18 protein-coding genes and 1 pseudogene are annotated in these 25,372 nt (G+C 50.9%); all 19 read right to left on the reverse strand.

Annotated features, from left to right (window positions below; genetic code table 11):
* Positions 1-187: 187 nt before the first annotated feature.
* The 19 genes and pseudogenes from BMY11_RS11865 to BMY11_RS11955 all read right to left on the reverse strand — a co-directional run bounded on the left by BMY11_RS11865 (position 188) and on the right by BMY11_RS11955 (position 25,224).
* Positions 188-439 (reverse strand): annotated as a pseudogene (locus tag BMY11_RS11865) (CPCC family cysteine-rich protein).
* A 100-nt stretch (positions 440-539) separates the two neighbouring features.
* The gene (locus BMY11_RS11870) at positions 540-1,067 is read right to left on the reverse strand and encodes a GNAT family N-acetyltransferase (protein WP_090575759.1); all 528 of its coding nucleotides are present in this window, start codon (positions 1,065-1,067) and stop codon (positions 540-542) included.
* Positions 1,068-1,174: 107 nt separating this feature from the next.
* Positions 1,175-1,831, reverse strand: a complete 657-nt coding sequence (locus tag BMY11_RS11875) for an alpha/beta hydrolase (RefSeq protein ID WP_090575762.1) — start codon at positions 1,829-1,831, stop codon at positions 1,175-1,177.
* Positions 1,832-2,403: 572 nt separating this feature from the next.
* Entirely contained in the window at positions 2,404-3,159 is a 756-nt protein-coding gene (locus BMY11_RS11880; protein WP_090575764.1) for an alpha/beta fold hydrolase, read from the reverse strand.
* A 931-nt stretch (positions 3,160-4,090) separates the two neighbouring features.
* Positions 4,091-4,900 (reverse strand): CPBP family intramembrane glutamic endopeptidase, encoded by an 810-nt coding sequence (locus BMY11_RS11885; RefSeq protein ID WP_090575767.1) that lies wholly within the window; start codon positions 4,898-4,900, stop codon positions 4,091-4,093.
* Between the two features lie 142 nt (positions 4,901-5,042).
* On the reverse strand, positions 5,043-6,524 hold the full coding sequence (locus tag BMY11_RS11890; RefSeq protein WP_090575770.1) for a DHA2 family efflux MFS transporter permease subunit: 1,482 nt from the start codon (positions 6,522-6,524) through the stop codon (positions 5,043-5,045).
* A gap of 210 nt (positions 6,525-6,734) precedes the next feature.
* Entirely contained in the window at positions 6,735-7,322 is a 588-nt protein-coding gene (locus BMY11_RS11895) for a TetR/AcrR family transcriptional regulator (RefSeq protein ID WP_090575773.1), read from the reverse strand.
* 190 nt (positions 7,323-7,512) lie between these two features.
* Entirely contained in the window at positions 7,513-9,126 is a 1,614-nt protein-coding gene (locus BMY11_RS11900) for a glycoside hydrolase family 3 protein (protein ID WP_090575775.1), read from the reverse strand.
* Between the two features lie 39 nt (positions 9,127-9,165).
* Entirely contained in the window at positions 9,166-10,839 is a 1,674-nt protein-coding gene (locus BMY11_RS11905) for a response regulator transcription factor (protein ID WP_090575778.1), read from the reverse strand.
* Positions 10,840-10,841: 2 nt separating this feature from the next.
* On the reverse strand, positions 10,842-12,656 hold the full coding sequence (locus BMY11_RS11910; RefSeq protein ID WP_090575781.1) for a cache domain-containing sensor histidine kinase: 1,815 nt from the start codon (positions 12,654-12,656) through the stop codon (positions 10,842-10,844).
* 351 nt (positions 12,657-13,007) lie between these two features.
* The gene (locus BMY11_RS11915) at positions 13,008-13,904 is read right to left on the reverse strand and encodes a carbohydrate ABC transporter permease (protein ID WP_256217422.1); all 897 of its coding nucleotides are present in this window, start codon (positions 13,902-13,904) and stop codon (positions 13,008-13,010) included.
* On the reverse strand, positions 13,904-14,785 hold the full coding sequence (locus tag BMY11_RS11920) for a carbohydrate ABC transporter permease (protein WP_090575785.1): 882 nt from the start codon (positions 14,783-14,785) through the stop codon (positions 13,904-13,906). The genes BMY11_RS11915 and BMY11_RS11920 overlap by 1 nt, the downstream gene beginning before the upstream one ends.
* 94 nt (positions 14,786-14,879) lie before the next feature.
* Positions 14,880-16,253: an extracellular solute-binding protein gene (locus BMY11_RS11925; RefSeq protein WP_090575788.1), complete on the reverse strand. Its 1,374-nt coding sequence runs from the start codon at positions 16,251-16,253 to the stop codon at positions 14,880-14,882.
* A gap of 231 nt (positions 16,254-16,484) precedes the next feature.
* Positions 16,485-17,462 (reverse strand): aldo/keto reductase, encoded by a 978-nt coding sequence (locus BMY11_RS11930; RefSeq protein ID WP_090575791.1) that lies wholly within the window; start codon positions 17,460-17,462, stop codon positions 16,485-16,487.
* Positions 17,463-17,755: 293 nt separating this feature from the next.
* Positions 17,756-17,953, reverse strand: a complete 198-nt coding sequence (locus tag BMY11_RS11935) for a hypothetical protein (RefSeq protein ID WP_090575794.1) — start codon at positions 17,951-17,953, stop codon at positions 17,756-17,758.
* A gap of 22 nt (positions 17,954-17,975) precedes the next feature.
* Complete coding sequence (locus BMY11_RS11940) at positions 17,976-20,912, reverse strand: DEAD/DEAH box helicase (RefSeq protein ID WP_090575797.1); 2,937 nt, start codon at positions 20,910-20,912, stop codon at positions 17,976-17,978.
* Positions 20,909-22,510, reverse strand: coding sequence for an SWIM zinc finger family protein (locus BMY11_RS11945; protein WP_090575799.1), 1,602 nt, complete (start codon positions 22,508-22,510; stop codon positions 20,909-20,911). The genes BMY11_RS11940 and BMY11_RS11945 overlap by 4 nt, the downstream gene beginning before the upstream one ends.
* 144 nt (positions 22,511-22,654) lie before the next feature.
* Positions 22,655-24,403, reverse strand: coding sequence for a sensor histidine kinase (locus BMY11_RS11950; RefSeq protein ID WP_090575802.1), 1,749 nt, complete (start codon positions 24,401-24,403; stop codon positions 22,655-22,657).
* A gap of 146 nt (positions 24,404-24,549) precedes the next feature.
* Complete coding sequence (locus tag BMY11_RS11955) at positions 24,550-25,224, reverse strand: tetratricopeptide repeat protein (RefSeq protein WP_090575804.1); 675 nt, start codon at positions 25,222-25,224, stop codon at positions 24,550-24,552.
* Positions 25,225-25,372: the final 148 nt, after the last annotated feature.

Genomic DNA, 25,372 nt, shown 5'->3' on the forward strand with positions numbered 1-25,372 from the left:
AATTATTGCAAGTATAATCGAACCTGCCATTCCCACTACTATTCCCAGAATACTGATAAGCTTCATTAGTCACTCACCTTCTTCTTCATTTTAGACGACTCTAGTTGCGCATAACTGCCCCGTTAGCGCAACAGGCTGCCGATAGGCAGCCTGTTGTAATTTTTGCTATTCATACTTCTTAGCTAAACTATTTTACGTTGTTTGTCGGAAGCTCATCTTCTAGAGGTTCTCTTACTGTCCCTTTGAATTGTTCCTCACAGACTCCAAATTTATTGTAGTTTATTCTAGCTTGGTTCAATGAAAAATGATTTGCACCTATGTTTCATTCAGGCTTGTCATGGGCCACTACATCATACTGCCAAAAGCATACTTCACAGATTTCAAAGAAGGCTTCTTCCATGCTACCGAAAGTAAAATAGTCGCAACAAGGACATTGCACTCTCAATATTCTGCCCCCTTTCCTTATTCAGTACAACTCTGACTTAATTACAACTTTCGTTCACACTGAGCTCTAGTACCCGTTAGTAGTACCCGGTAGTTCAAACGAATTCTGTTGCAAGGATGGAATAAACTAATGAATTGTGCCATCTTTCCTTGAAAAATATATGTTCCCTTAATGTGCCTTCCTTGGTCATTCCGATTTTCTCCATAACTCTTGACGAGGCAATATTTTCAGGTCTGCAAGTTGCGAAAATCCTGTGCAGTTTGATATCAAAAAATCCAAACCTACACATTGCATGTGCAGCCTCCGAAGTATATCCCTTTCCCCAGAATTTACGATTTAGGCAGTATCCTAGTGCAGCTTGTGAATGTTTCTCAATATGCAAGCCGCACCCTCCGATTAAGGTCCCATTTTCTTTAAGAGTTATCGCTAATTCATATTGCTCTCTAGGGTACTGTTTTTGAGACATTAACATCCTCTCTATATAATCTTTTGTTGCAATCTCCCGATTCGGACCCCATTCCATATGTTGTACTAAGTCAGCATCAGAAGCATATACATGAACCGCTTTCCAATCATCGAGGATAAAATCCCGCAAAATCAGTCGTTCTGTCTCAAAAATCATGATATGCTAATCCCCCCATATCTTACAAATTATAAGATTATTCACGTTTCGTCGGAGTAGGCGGGGCGGATGCGAGTCAAACCCACTTGACCCGGGCTCGGCGGATTTTATCGTGCAAACGCCCACGCCACCATCAGCGGGAACTCTTCTCGCCACATCACATCGTCGTGCGACGCGACCCGCTCTCTCATTTCAACGTCCGCACCTGCATCGCGCAGCGCAGTCGCCCACCGGGTCGCGTTCTCGAGGAAGAACGGCTCCAGTGTACCGGCTACGAGGTAGGTGCTCGGTAGCGGGCTTGGCATCTCGGCAGGCGGTCGGTAGCCCCCGCCTGGCGACGCGGAGAAGACCGTACCGTAGATGCCCGGATGGCGAAGCCCTATGGCGAGTGAGAGCTCTCCACTCGCCGACACGCCGCACACCGCGGTGCGTTTGGCGGGCAGCGCGACGTTGAAGCGCGATCGCACCCATCGGCGGACGTCTTCGACGAAGAACCTCTCGTGTGCCGCGAACCGTTCCTGGTCGAACGGCGGTGAGTACTCATGGATGCGCACCATCTCATCCTCATCGGACGTCCGGTATGCACCGACGATCATCGTGGGCGGTACGTCGGCGGCCTCTAGGTACCCGCCCCACTGCGAGATCAGCTGACCGTCACCGGCGAACACGATTGCCTGGGGTGGATCCGGAGGGAGGTACACCGTAACCTGCCGACCACCATCATACTCGAGCGTCTCTGTAACGAGCTCTCCCGCGATCTTCATATCTCACATCTCCTATGTTCATAATTTTAGAGTTGCTCCTTGGGGAGCCTCCTCCGTTTACGAATAACTTCAGACAAATAATTGAATAGAAGTCATTTTCACTAGTTAAACCAAAAGTTATAAAATTCTTCCGCAAACCAAAAGAGATATATTCCAAAAAGAAACAAGATCAATCCAATTATTTTTATTATTCGTAAAGTTAATTTACCTGGTTCTTTGTATTGAATATTCTCTTCAAATTCATAATTTGGTTTTATTGATCTATAGGTACTAAAATTCAAATATTTGCAAACTAAGTCGGGGGAAAAAAATAAAAAGACACCTATTAATGAAAGTGGTATCGAAAACAATCCAATAGTCGTCGGATCCAATTCAATTCCAGATCCTTTATTTAGTGAAGCTCTAAGAAGCATAAATGATCACCAAGATTCCGTAGTTTTAACGATGTATACGAGTCATTTTATATAAAGTTGCTCATTCTTTAATCTGTTACGATTTCGCCCGCTAGTTGAACAGGCAGCCTTTCTTGCCGGTTGCCTGGTGTCGTTGTACTATTTCGTTACTGGTTCGGGTCACTTGTCATGATTCAATATAAAATCCACAATCGGCTTGGGATCCTGCAGTCCATGCGGGTGGTGCCCGCCCCCTTCCTTGCCGAACACGGTGATTATGTCGCTCTTTCCGTGTTTTTCGTAGAAGTCGGCCAGGAGTTTACCGTTTTCCTCATATGGGACGATGGTGTCGCTGTCGCCGTAGAGCAGCACCACTGGAATGTTGTGCTCGGCAAGCGTGCCCATCTTGTCCATGGGATGGCCTCGGAAGCTGAGCATCTCCGACGCGGTAAGGCCGAGCGCATCCAGAACTTCCTTTACCAACTCCTCGCTCTTAGACGGCTTGTTGTAGCCGAGTGGGGCGCTCAACAGATTCATGGCCGGCGCGTCGAGGTAAAGCACCGACACGTAGTCAGGGTATAGGTGGGCAAAATTTACCGAAGTCACGCCACCCGCGCTCATCCCAATTGTCACGAACCGACGGGACAAGCCATATTCCTCAGCCAGGAAATCCACAAAATCCCGGCGCATGTGCTGATCATCATCGGTGCCCCACCGATTGCTGTTCTTTATGTATGAGAGGTGGTATCCGTGCTCGAGGAGCGAAATCGCGGTGTTGGGGAAAGCGCCGAAATACTCCATGTACATGACCATTTTGCCGCCATCGGACTTGTCTGAACGCATTTCAGGCTGTATAAGAATGCACTCGCGGCCCTTAAACGTGAAATCCAGCCGGGTCAGGCCCTCCCAATCGGATGTTTTAACCACTGCAGCCATATGAACCGTCCTTTCTGTCGTGAGGTGTTGATTGTTAAAATCAGTAGGCTTCTTTCAGGATCTCATGAAGCTTTTCTGTAATTTGTCCCCTAAGCTTTGCATGTTTTTCGTCGGAGTATTGTAACTCCTTCCAATTCCACAAATCTCCATTAGCTCGTTGAGTGAATTAGCCTTTGGATATGCTAGAAGAACGCAGTAACCGGGCAGAAACTGAGTATCACCGCTCTATCGCACCAAAGCGATCCTTTCTCCATCCCTTGTTCACTGTATCCCTCATTTCTAATCAATCACTCAACACAAATATACCATCAAAAAATAAATTCTGAATGGATTTATGAGGCTAACAACAAAAGGTACCCGATCGCTTCTATACGACTTTAAGTTCAAGAACATCTTTGTTCAACATTCACGATTTCATTGCTAATCGTCACCGTTGAATTTCCCGACAAATATTCTGTATAGCCGCAAATCGTTTTCTTATGGGTTTCTCCTCTTGAATCCGTATATTTAAAATATATCGCTCCCTCTCCAGTCAAGTTGAGGGTTGGCTTAATTTTCACGGTTCGCCCGCTTTTTATTTTCATTGTATGAATGTCTTATAACGCCTAGTAATACTAGACATATCGTTCTTTCCGTTTCATATTCATACCTCTCTACAACTTTCGCATCGGATTACTCTCTGTAAGTAATTAGACGAAGTCAGCTTCGTATTGTTGCGCTATTCTACCCAGTAACAACGGATAATCCTTTACGACGACGAAAAGAGTCACTAGGAGGTGAGGGTTATCATGAAATTAAAGAAAATGAGCATCCAAACCATAAACCGCCGAACAAATAGAGGGATGAAGCGCGGCCAAGCCGGCCGACTTCATCCCTCCTTCTGTTTGCTAAGATCGAATACTGAGCCCCCATGCTCGGCAGAGCTTTGTACTTACAAGTTACTCATGCTCTTGGTACTAGCGTAATTCATCACGCTCGCTGACATGTACACCGCTGCAACAACAATGATGACGATAAGCCAGCCATCATGAAGCTCGTCGAACCAGTCGAATGCTGTCGTTTTGACAAAAGAGAAGAACAACACATTAAAGGAGCATCCAATGAGGATGACCGACCAAATCGATCGCAGTCGGATATACATATAGCCATACAGGAGACCAAGTGGAATACCAAGCAGCTGCATGGCGAGTCCACCCGGCTGGAGGGCGGCGATAATAATGGAAACGAGGATCACCGCCCAGAGGACGGAACCATTTCGACGTACTTCATTAAAGAGAATACCCATGAACAAGATGATCTCCAGAGAGGTGTTGATGACGGCGGAGACTATAAGATAACCGGCCGGAACGTCGGAATATTGATCAGTGAAGCTTGCCAGCTCGTTAACCCCTAGATGGAGAAGGAGTTTGAGGGCAGCGGTGAAGAAGAAGGCAAACCCGATGCCGACGGTTACCATATGTACCGTTTGTAGTGTAGAGATAGGGAGGTACCGCTGCATCCGTATGAAGCCGGGTGGTGTCTGCGAAACCATCCATTTGTATTTCAGCTTATAAGCTAGATAGCACAACACAATGGACAGAACCAGTACGATAAAAGCTTGCGCGGGCAGTAGCTCGCCTTCCCCGAATGTTCCCCAGCCAACCAGCGGGTTTACTGCCACATTGTAGATCACAATCGCGGCTATAATCATAGCCACATACAGCACCACATTTGCAAGCATACCAAAGTATTGTCTCATCATCTCAGTTCGCCCCCTTAACTGGGTTCCTACACATCAGAGGATCAAGACAACATATTCGTGGAATGGAGTATCTATGCCATCATTCGGCACATACAAAAAGGTTGCCCTGAGGAATCAGGACAACCTTTTTCTTTGCTTGTATTTAGCTTGCTAGTTCCGGTTCGGGAACGATAGCTTTCTCATCTTCCGGACGACCGGTTCGTTTGATGAAGAACGCAAGGACTAAGCCGATCAGACCGATTCCAACAATGACCAGGTATGCATCATTGATTCCCTGAATCGACGCTTCCATGATCATATGCTCCTGCGTATCGCTTCCACCTGCTGCCATCATGTCCGTCATATGCGTCTTCGTTCTAGTCGACATAATCGTGACGAGCAAGGAAGTACCAACGCCTCCGGCAACCTGCTTGATTGTGTTTGAGATCGCCGTACCGTGCGCATTCAATCTTGCAGGCAATTGATTCAAGCCTGCTGTCGTGATCGGCATGAGGAACAGAGCCATACCTAAACGACGTCCTGTAGACATCAGAACCAAATAGGTGTAGCTAGTAGAATCCGTCAAATTCACGAAGCCAAGTGTCGTAATGATTGTAATGGCCATTCCAATAATGGATAACCATTTTGCTCCGAATCGGTCAAATAATCTGCCTGCTACTGGCATCATAAGACCCATAAGCAGCGCTCCAGGCAACATGAGCACACCGGATTCAAGAGCCGTGAAGCCACGTGCGTTTTGCAAATACAGAGGCAGCAACATCATATCGGCGTACATCACCATAGTAACCGCGATATTGATGATGGTCGTTAGCGTGAACATGTTGTACTTGAAAGACCGCAGGTCAAGCAGCGGACTCTTGGATCTGAGCTGCAATAATGTAAATACAATCAAAGAAGCAACGCCTACGATAATGGATAAGATGACCTCTGAACTCGACCATCCCAATTTACCTGCACGGCTAAAGCCATAGAGAAGAGCACCAAAACCGATCGTCGAGAGAATGACGCCGCCAATATTAAGCTTCGGATACGTACGCTCAGCCACGTTTTTCAAATAGAAATAACCAACGACGATGACGAGCATAGCAAACGGTATCATGCCATAGAACAACCAGCGCCAGGAGTAATCTCGCAAGACGTATCCAGCGATTGTCGGTCCGATTGCTGGTGCGAAGATGATGGATAGTCCAACCATTCCCATCGCAGCGCCTCGCTTTTCAGGAGGAAACACCGTGAGGATAACGTTCATTAACAACGGCATAATAATGCCCGCTCCGGCGGCTTGAATCAATCGCCCTGTTAACAAAAGATCGAAGCCCGGCGCGACCGCCGAGACAATGGTTCCGATTAGAAAAATAATCATGGAAGCCTGGAAAAGCTCCCGGGTCGTAAATCGTTGCATGAGATAAGCCGTAATCGGTATCAGAACCCCGTTTACCAACATGTAACCGGTTGTCAGCCATTGCGCTGTAGATGCCTCGATTTTAAAGTCGATCATCAGCTCGGGAAGCGCGACGCTCATAATGGTCTGATTCAGTATGGCAATAAATGCACCGAGAATCATGACGAATAAGAGCGGACCTTTCTTAATGGCGTTTGTGTCCGCCAATGCGTGGGTACTCATTTCTACTATCCCTCCAAAACAAAATAACTTAATTAACAACGTGTTGTATAACATACTCACTGTAATGAATTATAGGGACCGTCTCCACGTTATACAAGCAACATATTATCAAATACTGTATATTAATAAACAATCACTTTTAATATGTAAATAAACCATCACATAATATACATATCGGAATCATTTGTCATGTTTAGTTTGCATTTTCAACTATTCCAAGGGGAGTGTACGCATTAATGCGTATTGTTCGGCAAGATACCGCGGGGTGTATGGCAGGTCTTGGCGGAGCCAGCCTACGATCGTGCCAATCAAGGCTGATGAACTATACCAGATGGCGATATCCTTCTGAATTCCTGATTTTGAAAGAAAATGATCTGTCCTTCTTTCGAATTTTTCAGTGAGCATTTCCGTTAACAGCTTCAATAGTCGATCCGTAAAAATAGTCGTTCGTCTCGAGGCAAGTACAACCTTATACCATTTCGCATTTGCGGCGATATGCTCAAGCAGCATGACCAGTATGGGCCAGTATTCCTCGGCGGAGCTTTGATTCTCAGGAGCAGGAAGCAGAATCTGTTGAATATTCCCGGTCATTTCATCTGCCAGCTTTTCCAACATGTCTGGAATGTCTCGATAATGCAGATAAAAGGTGACACGATTAATCGTCGCACGTTCGGCGATTCGATTCACTGATATTTTCTCGAGTTCCATCTCTTGAAGCAAATCGACAAAAGCATCTCGAATCAATTGCCGTGTTCGGATGACGCGAGGATCTGTACTCGGCTTCTCTTTCACACTCATAGTTGTACTCCACCCCCTTAGTATTGCCACAGTAAGTAAATAGCACTTGTCCATCTTTGCTGTGTTATTATGCAACATATTGTAAATTTAGTCTAGAAAGCGGAGATACGACTAACCAAAATAAACCGCCGAATGAATTCTCCACAAAAAAACCGCACAGGCTCTATCGCCTATGCAGCTCTCTATCAACCTATTCTTCTTCGCCGTTTCCCCAACGCCAGCCGAACGGGTATTGTTCCGACAGCGTGAGCGGCAGCTTGCCCTGCGGCTCGAACTCGCCGAGCAGCGCGCGAGCTGCGGATTCGAGTGCGAGTGGACGGCATTCGTATACGGCGAGGAACACGGGCACCTCCGGGTAAACGAGCAGGTCAAGCGGATTGCGCACCGATACCGCAACGGTACGGTCAGCCGCCCTAGCGAGCAGCTGCGCCGCTGCTTCGCGCTCGTCCGCATGCTTGGCCGCATCGTAGCTGACGAAGATGATCTGCTCGAATGCGTCCAAACCTTCAAGCGCATCCGCTTCCCCAATGCGCCGCTCGGTCACTTCAGGCATCCGCGCAGCGAGTCGCCCGCCGAGCGTTCCGTCATCGGTCAGCAGCTCGTCTGCATCCGATACCGCGACAATCGCGGGCCATAACACAAGCGTGCGCGCCTCCCGCTTCAGCGGCAGCAGTCCCGCTTCATTCTTCACAAGCGTCACCGACGCTTCACTCCAGCTGCGGGCAGCCTCTTGCTGCTCCTGCGTATTGAGCTTCGGCTCAAGCGATTCCCACGACTCCAGCGCCTTGCCGACTTCCCGCTTCGCTTTCAGCTTCATGATGCGCGCTAGCGATTCGTCGATCCGCGCCTCAGTCAGCTCGCCGTTCTCAACCGCTGCGACTACCGCTTCAAGCGCAGCCCGCTGCTTCGAAGCGGTATGGCAGATCAGCACCATATCTGCGCCAGCCTGCAACGCCATCACCGCTCCGCGCGCTGGTCCGTAGAAGGTATCGATTGCATTCATCTCAAGGCAATCCGTGACGATAACGCCTTCATAGCCAATCTCTGCGCGTAGCAGACCGCTAAGCACCGGCTTCGATAAAGTAGAAGGTACACCTGACGGATCAAGCGACGGCAAGCAAACATGCGCCGTCATAATCATATCCGTCTCAGGCGCTGCCTTGCGGAACGGCACTAGCTCAATCTCCTCGAGACGCTCACGGTCATGATGCAGGACAGGCAGATCCCGGTGCGAATCGACGCTCGTATCGCCATGACCTGGGAAATGCTTAATCGTCGCTGAGACGCCAGCCCGCTGATAACCGCGAACCGCAGCAAGACCAAGCTCGCCGACAACTTCTGGTCGGTCACTGTACGAACGGACATTAATAACCGGATTGTCCGGGTTATTGTTGACATCCACACATGGCGCATAGTTCAAATTAATGCCCACTGCGCGCAGCTGCTCGCCGGCAATCGAAGCCGTCTCGAACACGCCGCCAGCTGAAGCAGTAGCGCCAAGCGCCATGTTGCCAGGCATTAGCGTAACCCCGCGAACAAGACGCGACACCATGCCGCCCTCTTGGTCGACGGCAATGAACATCGGTGTTTTGCCCGATCGCTCTGCCGTATCCATTAAACGACCCGACAGCTCGTGCACCTGCTTCGCATCAACAATGTTGCGTGTGAAGTAGATGATGCCGCCGACACCGTACTCCTCAATCAATGCTTCGATATCTGATGACGGACGCTGCCCATGAAATCCGAATACGAACAGCTGCCCGATTTTTTCCCGTAAACTAAACTGCCGCCAATGCTCTCCCATCACCAGCACCTCTTCTCCTCTATTTAACTCCTACCTATCCTAACGCCAATCGCCCGGCTCTTCATCCAGAGAGATCGAACCTGTTTCCCCTTGCAGCGCCATCCGGTACTCCGTTGGAATTTGCCCGGTGTACTTCATAAACACTTTCGTAAAATACCGCCGTTCCGCATACCCGACTTCCTTCGCAATTTGCGCGACGCTCTTCGGTGTCTCAAGCAGCAGCGCTTTCGCGGTTTCCATTCGCTGGCGCGTTATGTACTCGATGAACGTTTCCCCGAAAGTCTGCTTGAACAACAAGCTAAAATGAGATGTGGACAGCCCTACATGCGTCGCCGCATCTTCGACACTGAGGTCCCGATACAGATAGCGGTCAATGAACTGCTTCGCATCAACCATTTGGCGCTCGGAATGCTTGCGCTTATCTGTGGATCGCGCAACACCTTCATCGGATGCCTGCCGAATCGCTGCGAACAAATCTTTGACGCTGAAATGCAAATCCATCTTCCGCCACAGCGCCTCTTCCAGCTCACGCGGCAGCAGATCCGCTTCCTTCAGCTCTCGCATCAGATGAAGCGCAAGGAAATGCAGCAGCGGCTTCAATCGGCCCTCTGCACTTCCGCCTGCTTTTTGCAGCTGATCGGCAATTCTCTTCTGCTCCTCGTCGACACCTGTTGCGTCTCCGCGCTTCATCGCGCCGATTAGCCGCTCCGCAATGTCCCACAGCGTCCGGCCCGTATCGAAACCACTAGCAGATTCGCTGCTATAGAATGCAATCGTCACCGTTTCCGTCGATAGCTGCATCCCGCGCTGAACAGCCTTATATGCGGTAGAGAGCTCGGTCATCGCCACCACTTTATCATAGATGCCCGCATGGAGCTGCAGCTTCGCGTTATGCTTGACGGAAGTGAGCAGCATCTCTGCCCACTGCTTCATCTGCACCGCATCCTGCTCCCGAGAGCTATCCGATTCGGTTGTGCCGCCTGCACTGCCTTGAATAAGGACACACCACTCGCCATCGCGCATCTGGATGACGGAATGATGCAAGTGAGCGACCTGAAGCGTCTCGCGGAGCACATTACATACAGCAAAATTCCATATTTTTCGCTCTTTATCTGGCCATTCGCGCCAATCCTTCGCATCCGCGGAACCTACGTCAATGTCCAGTACGATTACGGTGTACTGCGGATTGCCGAGCTGCTGCTCCTGCCCTGCCATCAGCCAATTGTCTGGCGTAATATCTGTGTAGTCAAGCAGAACGTCATAGAGGATCTTCTCATTGGCAATATCAATGATCTTGCTAAGCTTTCGCTGATCTTCCTTAAGCTGCATCCTCTTGTTACGTTGCTCTGACATGACCCTGGCAATGACGCCAGTCAGTTCGTCATATGGAATCGGCTTCAGAATATAATCCTTCACGCCATATTGAATCGCTGCGCGCGTATAAGAAAAATCCTGATAGCCGGTCAGCATAATAATGTCGCACGGAATGGCCCGCTCCCGAATATGGCGAACAAGCTCCAGTCCATCCATGACAGGCATCCGAATATCGCACAGCACCAAATCAGCGGGCTCCGACTGCAAAAGCTCAAGCGCCTCAACGCCGTTCTTCGCTGTACCTATTATCTCAAGTCCAAGCATACTCCACGGAATAACTTTCTCCAAGTTCCGCGTAATATGCTGTTCATCATCTACGAGCAGCACTTTACCGTTCATGTTCACAGACCACCTCTGCTTCGCGGTATCTTAATTCGGATCATCGTTCCAAATCCTTCATAGCTGCACATCATGAGGCCGAACCTTGGACCATAATGAATGCGCAGCCGGTCTGCAACGTTGCGCAGTCCAAGTCCCCGCCGCTCACCTTGCTCTGCCACACTGAGATCCAAATCGCGCAAAGGCGCAGGATCAAGCCCATTGACCCGCTTCAGTGCCGCTTCATCCATGCCAATACCATTATCCGTAATCGTGAAGATGACGTAAGCAGCCTCATGTGTCACAGCAATGTGGATCAAACCGGCATAATGAATACCTTCGAAGCCATGCTGAATGCTGTTCTCGACAAGCGGCTGAAGCGTCAGCTTCAATATCGTATCTTCCAGCGCCTCATCCGGAATGTCCAGCTCATAGCTGAACAACTCCTCGAAGCGATATTTTTGAATTTCCAGGTAGCTGCGTACATGTTCAATCTCTTGTCGTACCGTGATCATTTCGGAGTGATGCATGCTCGTTCGGAGCAAAATGCTGAGGCGACGCACCATCTGCATGATCTTGCCGCCTTCGTTCTGAGCTGCGAGCGCATTAATGGACTCGAGCGTGTTGAACAGAAAATGAGGCTTAATCTGTGCCTGCATCAGCATCATCTCGGCGTGCTGCTTGCGCTCCTGCTCCGTCCGCACCTCACCGAGGAGCCGGCCGATGCGATCAATCATGCTGTTAAAGCTGCGAGCGAGCAGCAGCGTCTCATCCTTGCCGGTTGTTGGCACACGAATGTCCATCATCCCTTGCTCAACGAGGCGCATTTTGCGAACGACGCGAATAATCGCTTTGGCCACGGGACTCACGAAGAAGATGTTAAACAGGATCGCAAAAATCAAACAGAGCAGCGTAATGCCGCCAATCCACTGGACGAATCGAACGTTCTCGCTCGTCAGCGATTGCCACGATTTGATGGACACAAGGACCCACCCGCTCCGGTCAAGATTGTACGCAGAGACGAGTGAATCCTCATGGTTGAATATGGCGCGATAGCTGTCATAGCGGTCGGTATGCTGTAGTGGGAGCGCGACCTGGGTGTTTGCAAGCTGACCTTCAAGCTGATGCTGGCTGTCAATCATGACTAGCCCGTCCTTATTCAGGATCAGATAGCGTGTCTGCGTCTGCTTCTCGCCGGTCAAGGTAAAATCCTGCAGCATGTTGTCTACTTCGTCCGACTTCACTTGGATGACCATGACACCGGAATCGTTAAAGGAATACATATCCTTCACCATCCGAATTTGCGTAAACAGCGTTGCCTCCGAGCCCGTCAGCCCCGGCTGCTCGTAAGGACCAATCCATTTCTGACGGCCGCCAAGCTTGACCACTTCCGGATAAATCGCATGGCTCTGCAGCATATCTAGCGTGATGTTCTTGAACGTTGTACGGTCATTCCGAAAGGAGCGGAACATCGTGCCGTCCTTCCCGTACAGTACCAGCATGCTGAGCGCCGGATTCTGAGACAGAACGGTATCTCTAAGCGACTTCTCATATTGGCTAATCGCAATTAGCCTGCTCGCGTCATTCACCGAATTTCGGGAGCTGCGCAGCGCATCCTGTACGGTCGCGTTCGTCACGGTTGCATCCGTGAGCTGGTCGAGCTCTTTGAAGAAATAGCGGATATTGCCGCCTACCGCCTTGAGCGTAATTTCCGTCTGCTCACTGTACTTCTTCTCCAGCAGCTGCTCCGAGTTCAGGAAGGACACGATGCCGAGGCATATAAGCGGAGCAACGATCAGCGCGAGAAAAGCAAGCAGCAGCTTCGGACGAAGGTTCATAGGGGAGACGGCTCCTTTGGGTCAAAATAATCGCGGCAGGCGGGCTGGCAGAGGGCTAAAATCCGTGAGCATATGGAAACTGTGAGGCAAACGCTGCGCGTGCGGATCATTGTTCCGATCGCTGTTGTCCTCGTATTCCTCTGAAATAATACAATCAGAAGTTGTAGGAATTCGGGGACAAAGGCGCAAATGATATGGCGTAGTTTAGACAACGCATATCATTTCGCCTAGGCGACCGCTGAGCCCGAACCGTAATGCTGGAGTGCTAACCAAGCATGAGGTTCTGGGCAGGTTTCTCCACAACGATTCCGCCCTCTCCGCTGCCTTCACAGATCCCAATTCGTTCACCAATCAGCCCTTCACGCTACCCGCCGTCATGCCGTCGATAATTTGACGCTGCAGGAACATATAGACGAGCAGAACCGGGATAATGCTGATGATAACCGCAGCCGACAAGGACGCGAAGTTCGTTCGATAGCCATCATTGAAGGTGGCCATGCCCGTCGGCAATGTGCGTAGCGACTCTGTCGTAACAAACAGCTGTGAGAAAATATATTCGTTCCAGTTGCCGATGAAGGCAAGGATAAACACCGTTACAAGCGCCGGCATCGTGACTGGGATGATCACTTTCGCGAACAATCCCGCAGCGCCGAGCCCGTCCATAATGCCCGCTTCTTCAAGCTCGGACGGAATGGACTGCATGAACGCATGCAGAATAAAGATCGTTATCGGCAGCGCATATGTGCAGTATACCAGAATGAGCGCACGATGCGTATCATAGAGGTGCAGCTCGTTCACGAGACGGTAAAGCGGGATGAACAGTGCGCCCGGTGGTACGAGCAGACCGAGTAAGATAAAGCTATACACACGCTTGCTAAGCACTTTGTACTTCATCCGCGACAATGCGTAGGCCGTTGCTGCAGAGAAGAGAAGCGTGAAGAAGCAAGCAATAACCGTTACGTAGAGACTGTTCCAAGCATAAAGGCCGATATTAGCGCTTTCCCAAGCCGCCCGATAATTCTCGAAGTTCAACGTGGATGGTAAAGCCCATGTATTCACCGTAATTTCACGATTCGTCTTGAACGAAGACAATAGCAGCCACACAAGCGGGAAAAGAGAGATGGTGACGTAAACAGCAAGCAGCAGATGCATCGGCAGCTGACCTGCTCCGAGTCGGTTCTTGGTGCGCAGACTGCCGTTCATCGCACGGGACACTGTTACTTGATCTGCTGTAGCTGTGCGATCCATTAGTACTGCACCTCCTCGGATTTAGAAACGCGCTGCAATGCAGCTGTCATAATGAGAATAATAACGAACATCGCAACGCCGATCGCGCTGCCATAGCCGAGCTGAAGCGAACGGAAGCCGATTTTCAACGCATACGTGGACATAACTTCGGTCGATTGGAACGGACCGCCGTTCGTCATAATTTGAACGATATCAAGTACCTTGAGCGTACCGGATACCGTTAGAAGCAGCATAACGAACATGACCGGACGGACGAGCGGCAGCGTAATGCGCCATGTTTCGTTCCAGCCGTTCACGCCATCAATCTTTGCAGCTTCGCCGATTTCCTTCGGAATGTTCAGAATGGCTGCCAGGCAGAGCACGATGAAGAAGCCGATATTTTGCCAAGCGTTTGCAATTAGGATCGAGAGCATCGCAAGATGCGGATCCGACAGCCACTCTCTCGCCCAGCTCTCGCCGCCAATGAGGCGCAGCATCTGGTTAATCAAGCCGGAATCGTAGTTGTACAGCACGCCGAACAAGATAGCAACCGTCGTCGTCGAGATGACGACGGGCACGAATACGGCTGATTTATAAAATCCGCGTAAGCGTCTTACTTTGCTGATCAGAATGGCAATCAGAAACACAAGCGGAATATTGACGACAAGTGAGAAGACCATGAAATAGAAGTTGTTTCCGAGCGACTTCAGGAAGACAGCGTCGCGCAGCAGGCTTTTGAAATTATCAATGCCGATGAATACTTTATCTGTTACCCCATTCCACTGGTAGAGACCGTAGATGAATGAAACAATGACCGGATAAATAAAGAACAGCCCATAGAGAAGCAAGGTTGGAATGACGAATATGGCATAGACCCATGGATTACGAAGAGTATGGTTCATGGTGATCCTCCTAAATCAGCGCTTATCATGCAAAGAGGGCGCCTGTTACGGCAGGCACCCTCCTCGACATCATTACATGGTGTAACGCTTCGTATTATTTTTGCGCGTTCGCTTTGTCTTGCGATGCTTGGGCTGCCTTCGCTACATCTTCCGGCTTCTTCACTTTGCCGATTAGCTCTTGCAAACCTACACCGACATCTGCGCCTACGCTAGGTTGAACGATAGCGTCGAATGCTTTCCAGGAGGTAGATGCGCCACCCATTACGCTCAGCACATCAGAGATCAATGGATCTACGCCGGACATATCGGACAGCTTCATGGAAGGGAGAACTTTGTCTTCAAGAAGCGTACGTTTTTGGACTTCTTCGTTAAAGAAATTTTTGATGAACGCAGTTACAGCTGCTTTTTGATCTTCGTCAAGGTTAGCCGAGAAGCCGAAGCCATTCGAGTAGCTCGCGTTGATCGATGTTTGATCGCCTTTACCGCTTGCGATGGACGGGAAGTTGAAGTAACCGATGTTGCCTTTCAAGTCACCTGCTTCATCGCTTGTGAAGCGGTTTGCATCCCAGCTGCCTGTGAAGACCATTGCTGCGTCGCCCTTGAGGAATTGTGCGCCTTGATCTGCATATGGTAACCCGAGTGCGCCCTTCGTGAAGTAGTCATTGTTCACGAGTTTCGCATAGTCTGCGAAGCCTGCTACGAAGTCTGGATCCGTCCATTTCGCTTCGCCGGACAGAAGCTTGTCGAAGCTTGCGATACCGACGTGGCGCTCCATGATCGTGTTCCAGAGCATGCCATTAACCCAAGCGTCTTTCGCAGCGAGTGCAAAAGGTGTTTTGCCTTTCGATTTAACCGTGTCAGCGAGCGTAATTAGCTCGTCGAATGTCTTCGGTACTTGAAGGCCAAGGTCAGTGAACATCTTCTTGTTGTAGAACACGCCTTCGCTGTAGCCGCCGAACGGCAAGCCGTACACTTTGCCATCAATTGTGAATTCATCAAGGCTTGCAAATTTATCTTTAATGCCGAGCTCGTCAAGGATTGGCGTCAGATCGAGCATACGGCCAGCTTTTACATACAGGTTCAGGTCCGCGCCGCCGAATACTTCGAAGATGTCTGGTGGATTGCCTGCAGCCATTTCGGCTTTCAGCTTCTGATCGCGGTTAACGACTTCGTCGATGCCCTCCATGCTGATTTTCAAGCCAGCATTCTCCGTTTCGGTCTTTGCGACAACATCTTGCAGGATCTTCAAACGAACCTTGCTCGTTTCTTTAATTTGCGTGTGACGGAGCGAGAGCTTTACATCTTTGGCAACCGGTGCATTATCTGTCGTTGTATTGTCCGTGGTAGCCGTGTTTGTGCTTTCATTCGTCGTTGTATTATTCTTGCTATCATCCTTGGATCCGCAAGCGGAAAGTACAAGAGATGCGCTCATTAGCGTCACTGCAGCAACTGTTAATCCTTTTTTCATTACAAAGCCCCCTTAAATGAGTGAATGATTACCGCTTTCCCTTACACTTTGAATTATAGAGCGCCTTCCAAAAACACAGGAGGTCGAAATTACAACGGGTTTGGGATACTTTTGGGCGGTCATGTCAAGAAGGGGGAATAATAAACGACCCACAGGAGGTAAAAATCCTGTGGGCAGCGTTTTCATTCAGAGAAAAGTATCCTTCGTGTCAGGTTCGGTTACAAGAACAGCTTACCACGCGTATGCGCGAGGAGCGTCTCCGCCTGGACCTGGGAAGATTTCATCAATACGCGCAAGCGTCGCTTCATTAAGCTCAAGCTCTACTGCACGCAGCGAGCGTTCGAATTGTTCTACCGTGCGCACGCCGATAATCGGAGCGGTAACGGCAGGGTTCGCGATCAGCCAAGCCAGCGAAACGACGTCTTCGCGCTCGCCGAGCTCATCGCATAATTCTCCGTACGCAGCGAGCTGCGCGGCATGCTTCTCAAGACGCTCCGAGTTACCGCTACGCTTACCTCCGCCGCCATGACGTGCATTGCCTGCAAGCAATCCGCCGTCGAGCGGGCTCCAAGGAATGACGCCGATGCCAAGGCCCTTCGCCGCAGGCAGTACTTCAAGCTCCGGCAAACGGCAAAGCAGGTTATATTTATGTTGTTCCGATACGAGTCCAAGTATGCCGCGCGCTTTCGCTTCGCCTTGCGCAACTGCGAGATCCCAGCCAGCGAAGTTGCTTGCGCCGACATAGCCGATCTTGCCCTGTGCCTGTGCGGAACTGAATCCGTTCCACAGCTCGTCCCAGCTCACATTGCGGTCCACATGGTGCATTTGGTACAGCTCGATGTGGTCGGTTTGCAAACGCTGCAAGGAAGCTTCCAGATGGCGGCGAAGTTTATAAGAAGACAATCCGCCATCACGGTTCGGACCGTCATGCTTATCACTCATATCTCCGTAAAATTTCGTAGCAAGCACGGTACGCTCGCGGCGTCCGCCGCCCTGCTTAAACCAGCGACCGATAATTTCTTCCGTGCGGCCGGCATTTTCGCCCCAACCATAGATGTTCGCCGTGTCAAAGAAGTTAATGCCCGCGTCCAAAGCGGCATCCATAATGCGGAATGATTCCTGCTCGTCCGTATCGACCCCGAAGTTCATCGTGCCAAGGCAAAGTCTGCTTACCTTCAAACCAGAACGTCCCAAATAGGTGTACTTCATCTCGATTTCCACAGCTCCTCTATCATAGATAATGGTATAGCGTCTCTAGCAGGAAAAGTCTCCCTTCTCTATTATAGAGATTTAGCCTGTGAATACCAAACGCGAAAGTACTATATTTGCAAAATAAAAAAGGCGATGTCTCTCCCGCGTTGTTACCCCGGGAATACGGCATCCTTTTCACTCTGGAAAAAATAGAAAAAGCACCAACCAAGCCGTAGAAATCTACGTCTTGGCGGTGCTTCCGCTGCTTTGATTATATCTGTTGTATGCTTGCTCGTAAACGAGCCAGCTAATTAGCTCGATCGCATCGCATCTACGGCATTACGAATCGCTTGATAGAATTCTCGCCAGTGTGGAGCGGCTCCTTCTGGTCCGACCTGCGCCTGTGCAGGTCCGCTTTGTTCAGGCTCTTCCGGCTGCTCCGCTTGTCGCAATGCCGAGGCTGCTTCCTCGTTCGTCACTGTTGGCGTTTGCGCTTCCTTCTCCATCATCGACTTACGCTGCCACCCTTCGTTAACCTTTCAGACGATGCTTACGCAGCGTGAACAGCTCGCGCAGCTCGTCGGTCGACATCTCGGTAATCCAATTCTCCGATTGACTGACCACCTGATCGTTCAGCATTTGCTTGCGTGCTATCATATCGTCGATCCGCTCCTCGAGCGTACCAAGCGTCACATACTTGTGCACCTGCACGTTGCGGGTTTGGCCGATCCGGAAAGCGCGGTCCGTCGCCTGATTCTCCACTGCCGGGTTCCACCATCGGTCGAAGTGGATGACGTGGTTCGCCGCCGTCAAGTTCAAGCCTGTTCCGCCAGCCTTGAGCGAAAGAACGAACGCACAGCCCGGCTCCTGTTCGTTCTGGAACGTCTCAATCATACGGTCACGCTCTGCCTTAGGCACACCGCCGTGCAGATATGGCGTCGGTAGACCTAACCGCTCATTGAGCAGTCTCTGCAGCGTAAGGCCCATATCCACATACTGCGTAAAGATTAAGCAGCGCTCGCCCTCGGCAGCAATTTCCTCCACCATTTCAAGTACGCGCAGCACTTTGTTGGAGCGCTCCGGGTCCCAAGCGTTCTTCAGCACAGCGGCATCCTCCTTGAGCAGTAAGCTCGGATGATCGCACACTTGCTTCAGCCTTGTCAGCGCCGATAGAATGATGCCGCGCCGCTGGAAGTCACCTGCAGATTCAAGCTGGTTCATCAGCGTCGATACCATATTCTCATACAGCGCACCTTGCTCCACCGTGAGCGAAAGGTAAGTACGCATCTCATTCTTCTCCGGCAGCGCCAGCTGGATGGACGGATCCTTCTTCAAACGCCGCAGCATAAACGGCTTCACCCAGCGCTGCAGCTCAGCGATGAGCTTCTCATCGCGTTCCTTCTCGATCGGCAGCACAACCGCCTTGCGGAATTCATTCAGCGAACCGAGATAGCCCGGATTTGTAAAATCATACAGCGACCACAACTCCGTCAGCCTATTCTCCATCGGTGTACCTGTCAGCGCAATGCGATGCTGCGCCGAGAAGCCGCGAATGGCCGCCGACTGCTTCGTGTAGTAGTTCTTAATATTTTGCGCTTCATCTAAGCAAACGACGTCCCACGATACGTTCCCGAGCTCTTCTTCATCGATCGGCGCAAGCGTGTAGGAGGTGATAACAAGATCAACTTCCGCCGCTTCGAGCGCGAACTGCTCGCCTCTCGCCCGCTTCGGGCCGTAATGCACAAGAACGCGCAGACCTGGCGCGAACCGTTCCAGCTCCTTCTCCCAGTTGCCGATAACCGACGTCGGGCAGATGAGAAGCGAGGGGCCGAGCCCGCCATTCTCTTGCACATGCTGCAAGTAGGCGGTGAACTGAATCGTCTTGCCAAGACCCATATCATCGGCAAGACAGGCGCCAAGCCCGAACTTGCGTAAGAACACTAGCCAGGATACCCCTTGCAGCTGATAATGGCGAAGCTCACCCTGGAATGCTTCCGGCTTCTCAACAAGCGGCAGATCCGATGCTTCACCAAGCTGCGCAATCCAAGCAATCAAATGCTCATTCAGCTCTACCTCAGCTACCAGCGCATCCTCAAGCTCGTTCTCCGCTTCCAGCTCCGCACCGCCGCGCAAATGCATCTCGAACACATCGCGCATTGACAGCCCGCGCTTGCCGCCGTTCTTCTTCAGCCACTTGCGCAGCCGTTCCATATCGCCGGGATCGAGATGCACCCACTCGCCGCCGATCTGCATGAGACGGCGATTCTCCGATGCGAGCTTCATGAATTCCGCTTCGCTCATATCGACATTACCAACGGCAAGCTTCCAGTCAAAATCAACGATCTGCTGCAGCCCGAACATCGACTGCTCGCCGGAGCCGACCGATGAGCGGACCTTCGCTTTCAGCTTCATCCTCCGATTACGCGCCGCTTCCCACCAAGCCGGCAGCAGTACGGAGCAGCCGGCAGCCAGCAGCTTGACGCTCTCATGCTCCAGAAACTGAAACGCCAGCTCGTCGGTAATCTCTGTCCGAATGAGCCCTGCCGGAGCGCCTATGCGGCTCAAGGATTCGGGCAACACCCATTCCGGCAGCGCAGTCGCCCACTTCTGTTCTTCCTTGCGCAGCCGATCAGCAAAGTACTCTTGCCACTCGGATGGCGCATCCTCCGGCAGCACGAAGCGAGGTGCTGTGCCATCTTCTTCGTATGGCGCGACGGCCGGCGCAAGCGTCAACCATTGGCCGCCCTCCGCCCGCTCCTGCACCGCAGGACGCAGCCGCCAGCCCTGCTGCTCATTCGGCTCAAGCAGCTGAAGTGCCGTCCGAAACGGCACTTGATCCTGCTTCATACCGATCGAGACAAGCCAGTCATCCTCATCGGCGGCCTTCATCATAAGCGCGCCTTCACCTGCTAGCGCAGCAGCTTTACGCCAAGCGACTCCTGCTGTTTCATCGGTAGCGATTAGCTCTTCCACGATGCCGCTCAGCCATCCTTGCACAGCATCGAGGTCGCCTTCCTTCTCAAGCTGAGGCACAAGCCCGCGCCATGCTTCGAGCGTCTCCTGCTCGCTGCGCGGAATTTCGAGCCGCCATGCTCTTGCCTCTGCACGCCAGTGCGACCAATCCGGCGCATACCAGCCGTTTCTCAGCGCTTGCCGGAGCAGCACCGCCAGCTTCGACAGCGCCTGCACACGATCCGTCCATTCTACACGCAGCAGCCGGGCCGGCTTCGGAGATGACAAGTAATCCATCGCAAGCGACGGCGATACGGTCAGTTCGATGCGCTTCAGCCGCTCATCCGATCGCTCCTCAATATCCGCGCCATACCACGAAGCTTCATGCCAAGCAAAGAGCAGCTTTCGCATTCGAATCGTAAGTCCAGCCGTATGCGCGGTGGACAGCACGATGCCTTCGTCTGCTTTCCAGAACCCGTCTACGACGATAATATCTGCAATTGAATAGCCTCTCATGTGATGATTTTACCCCTCCACAGCTCTTCCTGCAGTGCGCGCAGCCGTCCGTGCTTACGCACGATGCCGTCCACGTACCGGTTCCATTTATCTGCCTTCATCTCCGCTTTATATAGCTTCTCCAGCTTCTTCATCAGCTTGACTGCTTGCCTGTAACCCTGCCGGTTCCGTGACCGAATCGAGCCGTCGATCGCTTGATGATAGAGCGGATACAGCGCATCAGGCGCGAGCTTGCTCATCTCCCGAATAAGCTGGACATCCATCTCATCCGGCTCTATGCCGAAGAGCAGCTGCAGATCGGCCCACTGCTCATACTGCTTCCGATCCAGCCAATGCTCCGACAATGCGGAGTAGGAGTGCGGCAGGAATGAGACTAGATACTGCTGCCACTTCGGATTGTCCTGCTGCTGCATATCAGCTAATCTGCACATCGACAGAAAAGGCCCGAATGCTTTTGACTTACGCTGTGTGACAAGACCGCTATGCAAATAGCCGATCCAGCCTTCCAGCTTGGCATAGTTGCGTTCTTCCAGCCGCTGCAAAGCACAATCGCAGGCGAGCAGAGCCGTCCGATTAAACACCGTCTTGCCGAGCAGGTCGATCGCATCAGCGTCACGATTATCGGCAAAAGCTAGAAAAGCGAGCGCCATCGGCGCAAAGAAGCCTCCCATGCCCGCCGAATCCGGCGTGCTCAGCGAAGATTCCAGATTGCTTTTCAGCCAATCCTCTTCCGCCCGCGTCCACGCCTCATCATGTACGAGCTGGCCCCACAGTGCGAAATAGAGTGATTCCCATCGATGCAGCTGATGTTCCCGATCCATCTCCCGCTCATGGAACAGCTCAATCAAGTGAACGACAGCTGCCCGCTCCGGCTCAGTCATCTCGGCAGGCTTCAGCTCTGCCGTCAATTCGAAATATTGATTCATCCACGGCTCTGTCATCCGTGCGAAAGCCATTTCATAATAATAGCGGCTGTAGGTATCCGTAATGGAATACGCCCGCTCAGCCTGCTCGAGTACATAAAGAATGCCATGCATCCAATGCAAGCGGCGAAGTCGGTCATCCCATAACTTGGATACTGCTTTTATATTTAACAATACCGCCTGTAGCGGATGAAGCGAGTGCCGGCACTGACGCCACACTTCTCCATGCTTGCGGTCCATCTCCTCGATCCATTGCTTAGGGTCCGTCTCTGTTCCGGGAACTGACATATCACTTGATTTCATTGTTACAGGCCCGCTCGATTCTACGTCGACCAGCGAATTCCCAATTAGCATTCGGTTATGAATCTCATCCGCGCTTCTGCCGGCATACGCATAATACCCATAGAACACTGCGGCCATATGCTTGCAGTAGCCCGTGTTCGGACATGTGCAGGTGCTGAAGCCAAAATCATCGGTATCTAGAGTCACCGCATAAATAACGGTTCCTTTTACCGCACCGTATATGGAACCGCCTTCCATCACTTGTACGGATAGCACTTTCTCACGGCGGTAGTAATCGAAGCCGCGTTCCAGCACCTCAAGGGGGATGCTGCTTGCTATTGCCTTCTCAAGCGCCTGCAGTCTATGCTCATCCAGCTGAAAAAACGTGCTCACTTTACTCCCCCCTTGTCTTTGCAACCATTCCAACCATTATATCACATTCACCAAGCAGTTTCGCTGTTCACCCGAACAACCTTGTTTATGAAAGCAAAAACCCCCTGCCTCGGAGCCTCCTCCAAAGCAAGGGATAACATTTGATTAATACGGGATTTTGACGATAAAGGATACAACGTTTGGTTCGTTAATCACGAGGCGAATGGTACCTTTATACTGCTCGACGATGGACTTCACGATATGCAGTCCGAGGCCGGAATGCGTACTGCCCTTGGACGAGTAGCCAGCTTGGAACAGCGGCTTGTCCGCCAGTTCTTCGGCATTGTGACAAGTGTTGCTCAATATAAACTCGTAATAGCCATCCTTCTGGCTAGCGGCCAATCGAACCAACCGCTGCGATTCCGCATACTTCACAGCTTCGTCGAATGCATTATCAATCAGGTTGCCGAGCAGACGCGTCATATCAAGCGACTTCATGCCTAGCTCAAGCTTGTTCAAATTTTCGAAATCCGTCTGAAAATCTACCTTCAACAGCTCCGCGAGCAGCAGCTTCGACCTTACGACTGCAGCAATAGCCGGACTTCCGATATTAATAATATCGTTCAGCTGCCGAATTTCTCCTGTCAATTCAGAGGCATATACTTTCAGCTCATCCATGCGGCCAAGACTTGCAAGCGACTGAATCGTCTGCACATGGTTTACAAAATCATGCCGTTGAGAGCGGATGGACTGGAACAGGCTGTTCATCTCTTCTAGATACGTCTCCTGCGCTCTGCGCGCCAGCTCATCCTTCGACTTGCGATAGGCGGTGACGACCCAGAAAACGGCAAGCAAGCTAAGTACAGTAACAATCGCAATTATAATGGCAATATTCACGAACTGCTTATCCAGCGTATTCTGAATAATGCCATAATCCGCCACGAGCGACAGCACATAGCGGCTGATCGGATTGCCCTTCTCATCCAGCATGCTCGCTACCTGCTCATGGACATCAACCGGAATAAATACCTTCATAACATGTTCGCCGTTAATGACGGCATCTTCGGTAACCTTCTCGTTCTTCTCATAAGCGAGCTTTACATTCGCCTGATCGTCCTGATGCTTGAAGGTGTACGCGCCGCTAATGATCGGATTCTGTGTCATATGCTTCACAACTTCGCCGTTATTCGAAATCGTGTTCTTCTGGCCGAGCGGGAACGTCTCTGGATTAATGACCGTAATTTCTTCGAGCGTCTTGTTCTCCTTCAATGTTTCGGAGATCAGCTTGCCTACGCCAGTCGCCTTGTCATATTCAAGCTGCCTGCCGTCATAGCTGACGTACGGATCGAGAATATAGTTGGTCGTACCGTCGTAGTAGTAGCCCCATTTCTGAACGGACTTCGTCTCTGTCGAGGAGAATTCAAACGGGCCTGTCCAGAAATTCGGCAGCCGCTGGCCCCAAGCAATAGATACTTCTTTCTTGTCGAACAGCTCATTAAATGCTTGATACCAAGGCTTCCACGTGTTTGTCTTATAGCCAAGCTCCTTGGGATTCGAGGATTTATAAAGCACGATATTGTCAGCAGTCCGCTTGAGCAGCGTAATATCAACCATATCCAGCTTCTTCGCGAGTTCGACGAGCTGGGCATTCGATACATCCTCGACGTTCGGGCTTAACGCGAACTGGGTTGCAATCGAGGCGGCACGCAGCTCCCGGCCGATTTGCTCTTGATATTCTTCTGCACCGTTTCTAGATAGCTCAATAGATATTTCAATTTGCTTCGCAACTGACTCCAGCTCATGCTGCAAACTGTCTTCCAGCGAATTCTTAGTTGTGAAATAATAGATGGTGTTGTTCACACCAAGTAAGACAGCAATCATAATTATTGCCAAAAGCCATACGTTACGGCGCATGAAACAAAATCTCCGATCAATAAATATAATAGAAATCTCTCCAATTATGAAGCATTTCGCGCATTGTGACAATGAAAGAAATGCCCAATAAGCAGCTTGCAAAGAGAAAGCCGCCCGCTTGCGGACGGCTTGAACCCTTCTATGACTTACCCTCTTAGTCGCTTCAAAAAAGCGAGCAATGCCCATTTGCGTTCTTGGCGCTTCTTGTAACGCGGCAGCGAGCGGTAGATGGCACCGCATTCCGTTAACGTCTGCTTCGCTTCGCCTGTACGACCAAGCTGCTCATAGAGGTTCGCCAACTTGTAATACGCTTCAATCGACGAGGAGTGAATGGAACGGAACGACTCCAGATGATGGATTGCTTTCAGCGGATCTTTCTTCGCTTCAATAGTAGCTAAGCGCAAGTAAGGTGTTCCGTATTTCACCCGCGGATTGATGGAGAGCGCATTGCGAAGAGCCGCTTCTGCTGCGTCCGTTTCTTGCAAATGCATCAGGCACGCACCAAGGTCATCCCAGAACTCCGCGGAATGCTCGAGCGCATCCTGGAGTGGCATGAGCCATTCTCTCGCTTCCTTGTACTTCTTGCGTTCGATAAGTAAACGAGCTAGCTCATGCTTTGCTGGAATGTCATTCGGGTTCATTGCCACTTGCTGGCGCAGCCGTCTGATCGTGCCGAGCCTTCGCATCGGCTTCACAAAGCTTGGCGTCAAGCCAATATAGCGACGATCCAGTACATACAGGATGCCGAGTAGCACGATTACCGCCAGAAACGGGCTGCCTGTGAGCCACCATAGAAAGCCGAAAAGAACTAATTTAATCATAATGCCTCCTGCCTGCCCTTGTGACAAGCGCTGAATGGAAATCTGTTTCCATTATTGTACACGATGATTGCTTGGTGCGGTAGATACAAAATCGCCCGCAGATTATGCTTGCCGAGCCTCTTCGGAGGAACGTACACTTATAGTAAAT

This window comes from Paenibacillus sp. OV219 (genome assembly GCF_900110075.1).
GTDB lineage: Bacteria > Bacillota > Bacilli > Paenibacillales > Paenibacillaceae > Paenibacillus_Z.

Excerpts from the sequence above, each read along its gene's own strand:
- BMY11_RS11890 (WP_090575770.1), bottom strand. The coding sequence starts at position 6,524 with ATGAGTACCCACGCATTGGCGGACACAAACGCCATTAAGAAAGGTCCG.
- BMY11_RS11910 (WP_090575781.1), bottom strand. The coding sequence starts at position 12,656 with ATGAACCTTCGTCCGAAGCTGCTGCTTGCTTTTCTCGCGCTGATCGTT.
- BMY11_RS11870 (WP_090575759.1), bottom strand. The coding sequence starts at position 1,067 with ATGATTTTTGAGACAGAACGACTGATTTTGCGGGATTTTATCCTCGAT.
- BMY11_RS11930 (WP_090575791.1), bottom strand. The coding sequence starts at position 17,462 with ATGAAGTACACCTATTTGGGACGTTCTGGTTTGAAGGTAAGCAGACTT.
- BMY11_RS11900 (WP_090575775.1), bottom strand. The coding sequence starts at position 9,126 with ATGGGAGAGCATTGGCGGCAGTTTAGTTTACGGGAAAAAATCGGGCAG.
- BMY11_RS11895 (WP_090575773.1), bottom strand. The coding sequence starts at position 7,322 with ATGAGTGTGAAAGAGAAGCCGAGTACAGATCCTCGCGTCATCCGAACA.
- BMY11_RS11950 (WP_090575802.1), bottom strand. The coding sequence starts at position 24,403 with ATGCGCCGTAACGTATGGCTTTTGGCAATAATTATGATTGCTGTCTTA.
- BMY11_RS11885 (WP_090575767.1), bottom strand. The coding sequence starts at position 4,900 with ATGATGAGACAATACTTTGGTATGCTTGCAAATGTGGTGCTGTATGTG.
- BMY11_RS11905 (WP_090575778.1), bottom strand. The coding sequence starts at position 10,839 with ATGAACGGTAAAGTGCTGCTCGTAGATGATGAACAGCATATTACGCGG.
- BMY11_RS11880 (WP_090575764.1), bottom strand. The coding sequence starts at position 3,159 with ATGGCTGCAGTGGTTAAAACATCCGATTGGGAGGGCCTGACCCGGCTG.
- BMY11_RS11955 (WP_090575804.1), bottom strand. The coding sequence starts at position 25,224 with ATGATTAAATTAGTTCTTTTCGGCTTTCTATGGTGGCTCACAGGCAGC.
- BMY11_RS11935 (WP_090575794.1), bottom strand. The coding sequence starts at position 17,953 with ATGATGGAGAAGGAAGCGCAAACGCCAACAGTGACGAACGAGGAAGCA.
- BMY11_RS11920 (WP_090575785.1), bottom strand. The coding sequence starts at position 14,785 with ATGAACCATACTCTTCGTAATCCATGGGTCTATGCCATATTCGTCATT.
- BMY11_RS11940 (WP_090575797.1), bottom strand. The coding sequence starts at position 20,912 with ATGAGAGGCTATTCAATTGCAGATATTATCGTCGTAGACGGGTTCTGG.
- BMY11_RS11875 (WP_090575762.1), bottom strand. The coding sequence starts at position 1,831 with ATGAAGATCGCGGGAGAGCTCGTTACAGAGACGCTCGAGTATGATGGT.
- BMY11_RS11925 (WP_090575788.1), bottom strand. The coding sequence starts at position 16,253 with ATGAAAAAAGGATTAACAGTTGCTGCAGTGACGCTAATGAGCGCATCT.
- BMY11_RS11915 (WP_256217422.1), bottom strand. The coding sequence starts at position 13,904 with ATGGATCGCACAGCTACAGCAGATCAAGTAACAGTGTCCCGTGCGATG.